Source organism: Actinomadura macra NBRC 14102 (genome assembly GCF_001552215.1).
GTDB classification, from domain to species: domain Bacteria; phylum Actinomycetota; class Actinomycetes; order Streptosporangiales; family Streptosporangiaceae; genus Spirillospora; species Spirillospora macra.
The window spans coordinates 113,689-125,834 of the sequence record NZ_BCQT01000023.1 but is presented as its reverse complement, the minus strand read 5'-3'; the positions used below and the strand labels follow the sequence as shown (position 1 = coordinate 125,834).

The 12,146-nt window shown below is 68.9% G+C and carries 12 protein-coding genes; 6 read left to right on the top strand and 6 right to left on the bottom strand.

The window, feature by feature from the left end:
* Positions 1 to 24: 24 nt before the first annotated feature.
* The 4 genes from disA to AMA02S_RS33830 all read right to left on the bottom strand — a co-directional run bounded on the left by disA (position 25) and on the right by AMA02S_RS33830 (position 4,900).
* The gene (gene disA, locus AMA02S_RS33845) at positions 25 to 1,107 is read right to left on the bottom strand and encodes a DNA integrity scanning diadenylate cyclase DisA (protein ID WP_067466954.1); all 1,083 of its coding nucleotides are present in this window, start codon (positions 1,105 to 1,107) and stop codon (positions 25 to 27) included.
* A 113-nt stretch (positions 1,108 to 1,220) separates the two neighbouring features.
* A complete protein-coding gene (gene radA / locus AMA02S_RS33840; RefSeq protein WP_067466951.1) occupies positions 1,221 to 2,687 on the bottom strand; it encodes a DNA repair protein RadA in 1,467 nt (488 codons plus the stop codon).
* A 278-nt stretch (positions 2,688 to 2,965) separates the two neighbouring features.
* Positions 2,966 to 4,057, bottom strand: coding sequence for an alpha/beta fold hydrolase (locus AMA02S_RS33835; protein WP_067466948.1), 1,092 nt, complete (start codon positions 4,055 to 4,057; stop codon positions 2,966 to 2,968).
* A 144-nt stretch (positions 4,058 to 4,201) separates the two neighbouring features.
* Positions 4,202 to 4,900: a class I SAM-dependent methyltransferase gene (locus AMA02S_RS33830; protein WP_067466945.1), complete on the bottom strand. Its 699-nt coding sequence runs from the start codon at positions 4,898 to 4,900 to the stop codon at positions 4,202 to 4,204.
* A gap of 173 nt (positions 4,901 to 5,073) precedes the next feature.
* On the opposite strand from AMA02S_RS33830, the gene AMA02S_RS33825 reads away from it, so the two are divergent.
* Together AMA02S_RS33825 and AMA02S_RS33820 are read left to right on the top strand one after the other, a co-directional pair.
* Positions 5,074 to 5,964 (top strand): sugar phosphate isomerase/epimerase family protein, encoded by an 891-nt coding sequence (locus AMA02S_RS33825; protein WP_157431020.1) that lies wholly within the window; start codon positions 5,074 to 5,076, stop codon positions 5,962 to 5,964.
* The gene (locus tag AMA02S_RS33820) at positions 5,961 to 6,560 is read left to right on the top strand and encodes a TetR/AcrR family transcriptional regulator (RefSeq protein ID WP_067466941.1); all 600 of its coding nucleotides are present in this window, start codon (positions 5,961 to 5,963) and stop codon (positions 6,558 to 6,560) included. Before AMA02S_RS33825 ends, AMA02S_RS33820 begins: the two co-directional genes overlap by 4 nt.
* Before the next feature lie 369 nt (positions 6,561 to 6,929).
* Here the strand turns inward: AMA02S_RS33820 and AMA02S_RS33815 are convergent, their stop codons facing one another.
* Together AMA02S_RS33815 and AMA02S_RS33810 are read right to left on the bottom strand one after the other, a co-directional pair.
* Complete coding sequence (locus AMA02S_RS33815; protein ID WP_067466938.1) at positions 6,930 to 7,349, bottom strand: hypothetical protein; 420 nt, start codon at positions 7,347 to 7,349, stop codon at positions 6,930 to 6,932.
* Positions 7,346 to 7,579 (bottom strand): hypothetical protein, encoded by a 234-nt coding sequence (locus AMA02S_RS33810; protein ID WP_067466935.1) that lies wholly within the window; start codon positions 7,577 to 7,579, stop codon positions 7,346 to 7,348. The genes AMA02S_RS33815 and AMA02S_RS33810 overlap by 4 nt, the downstream gene beginning before the upstream one ends.
* A gap of 195 nt (positions 7,580 to 7,774) precedes the next feature.
* Between AMA02S_RS33810 and AMA02S_RS33805 the strand changes: the two genes are divergently transcribed.
* The 4 genes from AMA02S_RS33805 (at position 7,775) to AMA02S_RS33790 (ending at position 12,144) form a co-directional block, all read left to right on the top strand.
* A complete protein-coding gene (locus tag AMA02S_RS33805) occupies positions 7,775 to 9,055 on the top strand; it encodes a helix-turn-helix domain-containing protein (protein WP_067466932.1) in 1,281 nt (426 codons plus the stop codon).
* A 179-nt stretch (positions 9,056 to 9,234) separates the two neighbouring features.
* On the top strand, positions 9,235 to 10,512 hold the full coding sequence (locus tag AMA02S_RS33800) for a helix-turn-helix domain-containing protein (protein ID WP_067466929.1): 1,278 nt from the start codon (positions 9,235 to 9,237) through the stop codon (positions 10,510 to 10,512).
* Positions 10,513 to 10,681: 169 nt separating this feature from the next.
* Positions 10,682 to 11,413 (top strand): ABC transporter ATP-binding protein, encoded by a 732-nt coding sequence (locus tag AMA02S_RS33795; protein ID WP_218005208.1) that lies wholly within the window; start codon positions 10,682 to 10,684, stop codon positions 11,411 to 11,413.
* Positions 11,410 to 12,144 (top strand): ABC transporter permease, encoded by a 735-nt coding sequence (locus AMA02S_RS33790; RefSeq protein WP_067466926.1) that lies wholly within the window; start codon positions 11,410 to 11,412, stop codon positions 12,142 to 12,144. The genes AMA02S_RS33795 and AMA02S_RS33790 overlap by 4 nt, the downstream gene beginning before the upstream one ends.
* Positions 12,145 to 12,146 lie beyond the last annotated feature (2 nt).

Sequence of the window (12,146 nt, the reverse complement as noted above, 5' to 3'; positions counted from 1 at the left end):
GTCGCCCCCCCCAGGAAAACACAGCTAGACGTAGCGTTCGAGGATGGAGGATTCGGCTAGGCGGGAGAGGCCCTCGCGGACGCTGCGGGCGCGGGATTCGCCTACGCCGCCGACGGCTTGGAGGTCGTCGATGCTGGCGGCGAGGAGTTTCTGGAGGCCGCCGAAGTGCTCGACGAGGCGTTCGACGACCATGCTCGGGAGGCGGGGGACCTTGGCCAGGAGGCGGAAGCCCTTGGGGCTGACGGGCAGGTCGAGGGCGTCCGGCCCGGCGAAGCCCATGACCTCGGCGACGGTGGACAGGTCGAGCAGTTCGTTGGCTGACAGGACGTCCAGCGCCGAGAGGATGGCGTTCACGCCGCGGGCGCGGGTGTCGGCGGACGGGTAGTCGCGGACGATCAGCTCCCGGTCCACGTCGACGCCGGAGACCAGTTCGTCGAGCTGGAGGGACAGCAGGCGGCCGTCGGTGCCGAGCTCGACGACGTAGCCCTCGATCTCGTCGGCGATGCGGCGCACCATCTCCAGACGCTGGACGACGGCGCTGACGTCGCGGACGGTCACCAGGTCTTCGATCTCCAGTGCGGAAAGGGTGCCGGAGACCTCGTCGAGCCGGAGCTTATAGCGCTCCAGTGTGGCGAGCGCCTGGTTGGCCTTGGACAGGATCGCCGCGGAGTCTTCGAGGACGTAGCGGGTGCCGTCGAGGTACAGCGCGATGATGTGCATCGACTGGCTCACCGAGATGACCGGGTAGCCGGTCTGGCGGGCGACGCGCTCGGCGGTGCGGTGGCGGGTTCCGGACTCCTCCGTGGGGAGTGAGGAGTCCGGTACGAGGTGGACGGCGGCGCGCACGATGCGGCTGTGGCTGCTGTCGAGGACGATGGCGCCGTCCATCTTGGCGAGTTCGCGCAGCCGGGTCGCGGAGAACTCGACGTCGAGTTCGAAGCCGCCGGTGCACAGTTCCTCGACCGGTTTGTCGTAGCCGAGCACGATCAGTCCGCCGGTGTGGCCCCTGAGGATTCGTTCCAGTCCGTCACGGATCTGGGTGCCCGGGGCAACCGCGGCGAGTGTGGCGCGGCGTCGTTCGTCATGACCCTTGTCGTGTGATGGCACCTGGCCCCCGGAGGTCGCTGGACGGCGTCAGTTTACCGAGGAGGGCCGCGAGCTGGTTCCTCCGCTGGTCGCAACCGCCTGACGTGTGGCGTAATACTCTGACGCTACGAACGTTACGGCGCGGTAAAGGCGACTTGGAGCGCCTGCTGGACGCTGTCGACCTCCATCACCTTCATACCCTCGAAGCTGGACAGCTGCGGGTCGGCGCGTTTCAGCGGTGACCCGTCGGCCAGTTCGAGGGAGCCGCGCGGGACGACGGCGTGCTTGAAGCCGAGCCGGGCCGCCTCGGCGAGCCGCCGCTGGACGCCCGGGACGATCCGCGCCTCGCCCGCGAGCCCGACCTCCCCGAGCGCGATGAGGCTGTTGGACAGGGCCTGCTCGACGGTGGACCCGGCGACGGCCAGCGCGAGCGCGAGGTCGACGGAGGTCTCGGTCAGCCGGACGCCGCCGACCGTGGAGACGTACACGTCCTGCTCGTGCATCGATATCTTGCAGCGCTGGGCGAGGACGGCGAGGACCATCGCGACGCGGGAGGTGTCCAGGCCGGAGGTCGCGCGGCGCGGCGCGGGCAGGTGCGACTTGGCGACGAGCGACTGCACCTCGGCGACGAGGGGACGGCGCCCCTCCAGCGTGACGGTCACGCACGTCCCGGGGACGGGTTCGTCCCGGCGGGTGAGGAACAGGCCGCTCGGGTCGGGCAGCCCGACGATGCCGACCTCGGACAGGTCGAAGCAGCCGAGTTCGTCGGTGGGGCCGTAGCGGTTCTTCACCGCGCGGATCATGCGCAGCCGGGAGTGCCGGTCGCCCTCGAAGTAGAGGACCACGTCGACCAGGTGTTCCAGCAGGCGTGGCCCGGCGATGGCGCCGTCCTTGGTGACGTGGCCGACGAGCACGACGGTGATGCCGCGCTCCTTGGCGACGCGGATGAGGTTGGCGGCGACCTCGCGGACCTGCGTGACGCCGCCGGGCGCGCCATCCACCTCGGACGTGCCGATCGTCTGGATGGAGTCGACGACCAGCAGTGTCGGCTGGACGGCGTCGATATGGCCGAGAATGGCTGACAGCTCTGTCTCCGCCGCCAGGTAGAGGTGATCGGTGATGGCGCCGACCCGGTCGGCGCGCAGCCGCACCTGCTGGGCCGACTCCTCACCGGTCACATAGAGGACGGGTGAATGCGACGCCTCGGCCGACGCCTGGCGTGGGACGCTCGCCCCCTCTGTCTCCGCCGCCTGGCCTGTGGAGGCCAGTGCCGCGACCTCCAGCAGCAGCGTGGACTTGCCGATGCCCGGTTCGCCCGCCAGCAGCAGGACGGCGCCGGGCACGATGCCGCCACCGAGGACGCGGTCCAGTTCGTCGAGCCCGGTGGGCCTGGTCTTGGCGGAGCGCACGTCGACCTGGCCGATCGGACGCGCGGGCGAACTGACCGGCCCGGCACTGACCACCCGCGCCGGGGTGGCCGACGTCGCCTCGGTGACGGTGCCCCACGTCTGGCACTCACCGCAGCGTCCGACCCACTTGGAGGTCTGCCAGCCGCATTCGGAGCAGCGGTAGGCCGCCCTAGCCGTCTTCGCCTTCGCCATTCGCGAAGCCTAAGGCCCTCCACCGACAGAAGGGACGCCATCACACAACGCGAAACATGCCACCGACCTCAACCGCAGGCACCCAGCTGTAAGAGCCCGAACCGTCAACAACCGGAAACGTTGCGATCGCGTGCGAAGCCAGGTTCGAGCGAAGCGAGAACCTGATCGCGGAGTGAGCCCTCTGGGGCGAGTCGGGAGCGATGCAGCGATCGCCGTAGTGCCCGTTGAAGGAGGGCGCTCCAGCGCCTGATGCCGAGGGCACTGCAATGAACACAGCTCTAGTTTCTGACGCCGAGGGCACTGCTAATGAGCTCGTTTACGACGTTCGGGCGTTCCAACATGGCCATGTGTCCGGCGGTCGGGATGACCTCCAGCCGTGCGGACGGGACACAGCCGGCGATCTTGAGGCTGTGTTCGACCGGGGTGAGGATGTCGTTCTCCGCGCCGATGACCAGGGTGTCGGCGCCGCCGAGGGCCGTGCAGTCGCTGATCACGTCTGTGGTGATCATGGAGCGGAAGAAGTGGACGAGGGCGTCCATCCGCGTGTCGGTCATCATCTCTTCGGCGAACGCGATGGCGGCGGGGCTGGCCTCGGGGCCGAAGGCGATCAGGTCCTTGATCAGGATGCGGCCCTCCCGTCCGAGGTGGCGGACCTTCTCGATGGCCGCGGAGCCGGCGCCGAGCGCGTGCAGTGTTCGGGGCAGGACGCGGTGGGAGGCGCGGGCGAGCAGGGCGGGCAGGCCGAGGGTGATCTCGCCGAGTCCGCCGGACGAGGTGCACAGCAGCCCGATGGCGACGATCCTGTCGCCGATCAGGTCGGGGTTCTCGTCGGCATATCGCATGATCGTCATGCCGCCCATGGAGTGCCCGATCAGCACGACCGGTGTGTCTGCGGGGACGGTGGTCTCGATGACGGCGGCGAGGTCCTGTGCCAGCCGGTGGATGGCGTAGCCGTGGCGGGAGCCGCCGTCCGAGCGGCCGTGGCCGCGCTGGTCCCAGAAGACGAGGCGGCCGTGGCCGCGCAGGGCCTTGCGCTGGAAGTGCCAGGAGTCCTGGGTGAGCGTCCAGCCGTGCGAGAAGACGACGGCGAGGTCGGTGCGGTCTTCGCCGTCGATCTCGGCGTACAGCCGGGTGCCGTCGCTCGCGCGGACGGGGACGGGGCGTCCGCGCAGGGAGCCGAAGGGTTCGCCGGCGTAGGGGTCGGGTCGCAGTTGGAGGCGGCGCATGGCGCGGCGCTGGGCCGCGAGCCCGGCGCCCGCGCCGGCCGCGCCCACCGCGCCGAGGGTGGTGGCGGCGAGGACACCGAGCCGCGGTCCGCGCCGTGGGGTCGTCCCGGAGTCGATACGGCCCGTTCTGGCGGCACGGCCCATGGCCGGTTCCTCCCATTCCTGGGGTCATGGGGCGCCGGCCGGGGTCGGGGGGCGGCGCCGTGAACGCCTGCGAGATCTATTGTTGTACGAGGAGTCCAGTAGTCGCCAGAGCGTGCTCCCGGGTGTGACCGACTAGTCAGTAACTCAGGGGCAACGCCACCACAGATTGACCGCGTAGTCCACCTCAAGGCCCTCGTGCTCGCGCAGGCAGGCGTCCGCGAGGTCCGGCGGGAACTCGATCCGCAGCACCGCCGCCAGGTCATCGCGGCTCTGGAAGGACCACCGGATCATCAGGGGTTCCCGGGTGTAGCCGCGCCGTGTCCAGAACCGCTCCACCTTCCTGGGGTCGTACTTCGGCAGGCTCCGCCGGAACCAGCCGCCGAACGTGGACCGTGTCGCGTCGTTGTCGATGATGAAGATCGCGCCGCCACGCCGGACGACCCGGTCCAGTTCCGCCAGGCCCGGTTCGCAGCCCGGCCCGAAGAAGTACGCCCATCGGACGTGCACGACGTCCACCGACGCGTCCGGCAGCGGCAGCGCCTGCGCCACGCCCACCCGGACCGTGACGTTCGGACGGTCCCGCACCCGGCGCCGCGCCGCCGCGGCGAGACCCGCGTGCGGCTCCACCCCGATCACGCGCTCCGCCTCGTCCGCGAAGACGGGCAGGTGGAAGCCGGTACCGCAGCCGAGGTCGAGGACCGTTGCCCCCGTCCATGGACGGACGGCCCGCATCGCCGCCGCCAGCACCCCGTCCGGATCGACCGCGCGGTTCTCCACCTCGTACACCTGCGGGGAGTTCCAGATGTTCGGGCTCGGTACCGCCCCCGGAGCTATCTCGGCCACGCAAGCAGAGCGTAGTGGGATGTCGTGGACCCGCCGGGAGCCGGGTGAGGGCAACGAGGATCACTATGAGCGAGGGTTTCATCGCCGCCGAGTGCGCATAGGCTTTCCGGTACGAACATTGCCGAGCGAGCATTCCTGGCGAGGGAGCCTTGACCCCGCAGCACAACGGTGCCGTGCCCTTCGAAGACAGGTCCTTCGAGGACGGGACTCCGGTCCTCCGCGTGCCGGACGCGCCGATCACGCTGTCCACCGCGTCGGTCTACCCGGAGAAGGTCCCGAGCGCCTTCGAGATCGCCGCGCTGCTGGGGTACGACGGCATCGAGGTGATGGTCTCCACCGACGCGTCCTCCCAGGACCTCAACGTCCTGCGCAGGCTCTCCGACTATCACCAGGTGCCCATCAAGTCGATCCACGCGCCCTGCCTGCTGCTCACCCAGAGGGTCTGGGGACGCGAGCCATGGGGAAAACTGGTGCGCTCCAAGGAGGTCGCTGAGGAACTGGGCGCGGAGGTCGTGGTGGTCCACCCGCCCTTTCGCTGGCAACGCGACTACGCCAAGGACTTCGTCGAGGGACTTGCCCGCATGCAGGACGAGACGGACGTGCTGTTCGCGGTCGAGAACATGTTCCCGCTCAAGGCGCGCGGTGCCGAGGCCGGGATGTACCTCCCCGACTGGAATCCCGTCGACCAGGACTACCCGTACGTGACGCTCGACCTCTCCCACACCGCGGTGTCGGGTTCCGACGCCCTCGACATGGCGGACAGTCTCGGTGACCGGCTCCGCCACGTACATCTGGCCGACGGGGTGGGCATCACGAACAAGGACGAGCACCTCGTCCCGGGTCGCGGCGGCCAGCCCTGCGGCCCGATGCTGGAGAACCTCGCCGAGAGCGGGTTCCGCGGGCACGTCGTCCTGGAGGTCAACACCCGCCGCGCGTCCAGCCGCGCCGAGCGCATGGAGGACCTCGCCGAAGCCCTCGCCTTCGCCCGCCTGCACCTTGCCGCCGCGCACCGTACCTGGGAGGTCAGCGCGGCCGGCGAAGTGACCCGCAGGGGAGCGCGATGACGGAGCCGGCGCGGCCCGCCCGGGGTCGCGGCCCCGGCCGCCGTCCCGGTCCCACCGAGACGCGCGAGACGATCCTCGCCGCCGCCCGCGACCTGTTCGCAGAGAAGGGCTACGACGGAGCCTCCCTGCGCGCCATCGCCCGCGCCGCCGGCGTCGATCCCGCCCTCGTCCACCACTTCTTCGGCAACAAGGAGGGCGTGTTCATCGAGGCGATGCGCTTCCCGGTGGACCCGTCAGTCCTGCTGCCGCGCATCCTCGCCTCACCCCGCGACCGGCTCGGCGAGGCCATGGTCCGCATCTTCCTGGAGGTCTGGGGCGACGCCGACCGCCGCGCCCCTCTCCTCGCCATGCTCCGCTCGGCCATGACCAACGAGCGCGCCGCCGCCCTGACACGCGAGTTCGTCACTTCTGCGCTGTTCGGACGCGTCGGCCAGGCAACCGGCGTCCCCCTCATCAACGCGCAGGCCGCCGCCGGCCAGATGATCGGCCTGATGATCCTGCGCTACGTCCTCCAGGTCGAACCGATGGCCTCCGCCACCGAGGACGAGGTCATCGCCCTGGTGGCCCCCACCTTGCAGAGGTATCTGGGGGAGTAGCCGGGCTGCGCGCGTTGGCTCGGGTTCGCTTCAGCGAGGCCCGGAGACGGCTGATGAGGCAGCACGGGCGCGCGTCCTGTTCTTCGCCCGCCCGCCGGACGGCGGCGGCCATGGCATGCGGTGCCAGCCGCGCGCCGATCTGTGCGACAGCTCCGGGGAGGTCGTGGCAGGGGGCCAGGGTGGCGCCGGTGGAGTCGATGAACCAGGGGACTCCGCCCTCGCCCGCCGCGACACGGATGCTCTCCCCGATCGTCGGGAGACAGGGCGAGAGCACATGCAGCCGTGCAGGTGCCCGGTCATAGCGGCGGCGCACCGTCCATCCCTCAGTGGCCAGGACTCGCGCGAGCAGATCGAGATAGGGGGCGGTGGTCACTGGCCGTCCCTCGCGATCTGCTCGATCGCCGCCCGCATTTCCACGATGGGGCCGATCTCCCGGCCGTCCGACGCCCAGCGGAATAGCCCGCGCTTGCAGGTGATCAGCTGTTCGCGGGCGTCGAGTCCGGTGACCAGTAGGGTCGTCCCGTAGACATGCGCGGTGATGTCGCGTTCGCGCAGTCCGGCGGCAAGGTCGCGGATGGCATGCCGGGAGTCGATCGCGTCCGTCTCGTCCAGCAGTTCACGCAGCATTGCGTGGTTGTCGCTGCACATGCCGATGATCCCGCCATGCCCCGGTGCGAGAGCGCGGCCCGCCTGCCAGCGGACGCCGAGCGTCGCCTCTTCGCTCACCTCTATCAGCCAGGTGGGGAAGTCCTCGGACAGGGCGCGCCTGATCTCATTGCGCCCGGTCATCGTTCCTTCCCGGCGTCGTCGCCCTCGCGCAGCATCGTGCGCAGCTCCTCGGCCGTGTCGGCGTCGAAGGTGGCGCCTTCAATGCGCGACAGGTCCTCGCTGACAAGGGTCACCCGTGTCGCCCACCATCGGCCGGTGTCGGTGGTGTGGATGATCGACCACGAAGGGAACTCTTCTCGGAGCGCCGCCTTCTTCGCTTCGATCTCGGGAGCGGACGCTACGGCTCGCATAAGCCGGACCTCATTTCCGGTCATGCCCGGGAACCCCCGGTGTTGGCGCACCGGCCCGGGCCGCTCTGTGTCTGGTGTCACCGTTCGGCCTCCACGAGACCCCATCCGCGATTAGCGTGAAAGCACTGCGACCTGCCGAGGAGCGCCCGACAGCGGCAGGCAGTAGGGGTATTCAGGTCGAAACGGGATGGGTCGATGGCGACTTTCGGAGAGAAGCTCTGCGAGCTCATGGCCGAGCGTCAGATCAGCCAGCGCAAGTTGTCCAACCTCGTCCCGTGTGATGACGGTTATGTGTCCAGGCTTGTCCGGGGTTTACGGATGCCCTCGGAGGAGATGGCAGCCCGCTTTGACGAGATCCTCGGCGCGGACGGATCGCTCGCCGCGCTCAGACCGGATCCCCCGAAGCCGAAGCGGTCGGGCGCCGCCGCCGCGGGTACCGTGATGCTTGGCATCAATCCTGACCTTTGGGACGACGACATGGAGCGTCGCGCACTGCTGCAACTCGCCGCGTTAGGGATGAGCGCAGGCGCGCTCGGCTCAACCGGGGAACCGGTCCGTCAACTGCTCGCCTTGGCGCTCAACAGCGAACCTCGTGGTGTCGATGAGTGGCACCTGACCCTGGCGGATCGCCTGTACGCGATCCTTACTCGTCCGCCCGCGCAGGCCCGCGATGGGCTGATGGTCGATCTGGTCGCAGCCCAGCGTCAGATACAGGCCGCAGAGCCGGGCGCGCCGGGGGAAGCGATCGAGTTGCGTCGGATCGTGGCTGCACTTTCCATGATGTACGCCGACACGCTCACCCGCCTGGGCGACCACGACTCCGCCATCCATTGGTGGCGGACGGCCAAGGCCGCCGCCGATATGACCGGCGATCTTGATCTGCGGCTGATGGTCCGCTGCGAAGAGGCCGAGTTCGGGCTGTACGGCCAACGCGATCCAGCGATCATCTTGCAACTGATCGACGCCGCGGAACGACTCGCCGGCCCTGCGCCGTCCTGCAGGAAAGCAGATCTTGCTGGAACGCGAGCCAAGGTGCTCACCCTGCAAGGCAGGCATGGCGAAGCCAGGGCGGCGTTGGATTCCTTTACCGACTCCGCTGGCGGGCAGGCACGGGGCGGCATCCTCCCAACCCACAGGAGCGAGAACGTCGTGCATTTCACGGCCAGCTGGGTCCACGCGGGTGCCGGGCGCGAGTCGGAGGCCGATGAGAAACGCGAGATCGTGCTGGCCAACACTCGTGGCTATCAGTACGCCGCGAACGTCCGTCTTCACGAGGCTTTGTGCACGGTGGTCAACGGGGGGATCGATCGCGGTGCTCGGCAGGCTGCGGAGATCCTTGCCGCGTTGCCGCCGTCCCGGCGGAGCCACATGATCACTGAGACGGGGAAGGCCGTTGTGCGTGCCGTTCCGGTCGAGCGGCGGGATCGGCCGGCCGTGCGGGAGCTTTGCGCGCTGACGTCCAGCCCTCATCTGTAAGCCACAGTCGACTTGCCTCATTCCGGTTCGGCGTACCGACGCGGCCCCTTTTTCGTGGTGACGGCGTTCGGCCTCCGCGAGGCTCGATCCGCGGTTAGCGTGAAAGGCACTGTCACCTGCCGAGGAGCGCCCGACAGCGGCAGGCAGTAGGGGTATTCGGGTCGAAACGGGATGGGTCGATGGAGACTTTCGGAGAGAAGCTCTGCGAGCTGATGGCCGAGCGTCAGATCAGCCAGCGCAAGTTGTCCAACCTCGTCCCGTGTGATGACGGTTATGTGTCCAGGCTTGTCCGGGGTTTACGGATGCCCTCGGAGGAGATGGCAGCCCGCTTTGACGAGATCCTCGGCGCGGACGGATCGCTCGCCGCGCTCAGACCGGATCCCCCGAAGCCGAAGCGGTCGGGCGCCGCCGCCGCGGGTACCGTGATGCTTGGCATCAATCCTGACCTTTGGGACGACGACATGGAGCGTCGCGCACTGCTGCAACTCGCCGCGCTGGGGATGAGTGCGGGGGCGCTCGGAACCGAGCCGTTGGGCCGCCTCGTCGATCTCGCATTGACGATCGCCCCTCGTGACCTTGATGACTGGCATCTGACCTGTGACGATCATCTGCACGCGATCCGCACCCAGCCGCCTGAGGACGCCCGCCGAGAACTGGTGATCGATCTCCTCGCACTGGACCGCCAACTCAAGGCGGCCGACGTCGGCGAGCGCACCGAACTACAGCGGGTTCAGGCGTCGCTGGCAACGCTGTACGCCAACGTGCTGACCAGGCTCGGAGACCATGGGCCCGCTATCCGCTGGTGGCGCACCGCCAGGGCCGCCGCCGACGCGACCGGAGACCTCGAATTGCGGCTCGGCGTGCGCGCCACCGAAACAGGGCATGCGCGGTATGGGCAGCGGAGCCCCGCGTTAGTGCTTCACCTCGTCCAGAATTACCAACACATCGCTGGCGCCAAGGGTTCACTGGGAAGTGCACTGCTGAAGTGCTCGGAAGCAAAGGCGTTCAGTGCCCTCGGGCGACACGAGGAGGCCAATAACGCGCTCCGGACCTGCGAGGATCTTTTTCCGGCCGTCAGCAACCGGTGCGACATCATGCAGGACTACTGGACAGGTGGCCAGCTCCAATTTGCCAGCCTCGTGATCTCCGCTGGCGCAGGAGATGAAGGTCCAGTTCAGGCCGCGTTGGCCAACTCCCTAGCCGTTCTAAGTCGCACTGGCGATCATCCGTATGTGACTCAGAACCAGCTTCAAGCGGCCCTGTGCACGGTGGTCAACGGGGGGATCGATCGCGGTGCTCGGCAGGCTGCGGAGATCCTTGCCGCGTTGCCGCCGTCCCGGTGGAGCCACATGATCACTGAGACGGGGAAGGCCGTTGTGCGTGCCGTTCCGGTCGAGCGGCGGGATCGGGCGGCCGTGCGGGAGCTTTGCGCGCTGACGTCCAGCCCTCATCTGTAGTCCGAGTCGCCAGTGACTCAAGTGCCGAGACGACCTTGACCGCCGCCTGAGCGTCGGACTCGGGCTGAGTCTCCAACCCCTGCTGGGCTTCACGCCGCCTGGCAGGGGTTTTCGCATGTCTGGGTCCAGAGGGCTTGACCGGGATGGGGTGGTCGCTTAAATTCAACACATGATGAGTTTTAGTGCAGCGGTCAGCGTGCGCGACCTCCGGGTGGCGCGCGGGGGCCGGGAAGTGCTGCATGGGCTGACCTTCGACGTGCCGGAGGGCTCGGTCGTGGGGTTGCTCGGTCCGAGCGGCTGCGGGAAGACGACGTTGATACGGGCCCTGGTCGGTGTTCAGATCGTCCAGAGCGGGACGGTGACCGTGCTCGGGGACGAGGCCGGGGCGCGGGGGTTGCGGCGGCGGGTCGGGTACGCGACGCAGACGCCCGCTGTGTACGCCGATCTGAGCGTCGCCGAGAACATCCGATACTTCGCGTCGGTGTTGGGTGCGCCGCGCAGCGACGTGGCGCGGGTCATCGACGAGGTCGGGCTCGGCAAGCACCGGGATCAGGTCGTGTCGACGCTGTCCGGTGGCCAGCTCAGCCGGGCGAACCTCGCGGTGGCGCTGCTCGGCACACCGGAACTGCTCGTCCTGGACGAGCCGACCGTGGGGCTCGACCCGGTGCTGCGGCAGGAGTTGTGGAAGCTGTTCCGCGAGCTGGCCGATCGTGGCACGACGCTGGTCGTGTCCAGCCACGTGATGGACGAGGCGGGACGCACCGACCGGCTGCTGCTGATGCGGGAGGGCAGCATCCTCGCGGACGGCGCGCCCGAGGCACTGCGATCCCAGACGGGTTCGGCGGACCTGGAGGAGGCCTTCCTCCGGCTGATCAACGAGAGGGCGGGGAGCCCGACATGAGCCTTGCGATCACGCTGGCGACGATGCGGCGCATCCTCGCCCAGCTCAAGAACGACCACCGCACGCTCGGCATGCTGATCGGCGTGCCCAGCCTGCTGATGATCCTGCTGCGGTACGTGTTCGACCAGCCGGCGCTGTTCGACCGGGTCGGTCCGATGCTGCTCGGCCTGTTCCCGTTCCTGATCATGTTCATCGTGACGAGCGTGGCGACGCTGCGCGAGCGGACGGGCGGGACGCTGGAGCGGCTGATGACCATGCCGGCGGGCAAGCTGGACCTGCTGTTCGGCTACGCGCTGGCGTTCGGGGTCATCACGCTGGTGCAGGTCGGGGTCGTCCTGCTGATCTCGCTGACGTGGCTCGGCCTGGACCTGAACGGGTCGCTGGCGTCGCTGGTGCTCGTCGCGGTGCTGGACGCGCTGCTCGGCATGGCGCTCGGCCTGTTCGCGAGCGCGTTCGCGCGGACGGAGTTCCAGGCCGTCCAGTTCATGCCGGCCTTCGTTCTGCCGCAGATGCTGCTGTGCGGGCTGATCGTGCCGCGGGACGACATGGCGTCCTGGCTGGAGGCGATCTCGAAGGTGCTGCCGCTGACGTACGCGGTGGAGGGCATGCAGGAGATCAGCCGGATGCCGGACTTCACCGGGACCCTCGCGGTGGACGTCGCCGTCATCGCCGGGTTCACGATCGTGGCCCTGCTGTTCGGCGCCGCGACATTGCGCCGCAGGACCGCCTGATC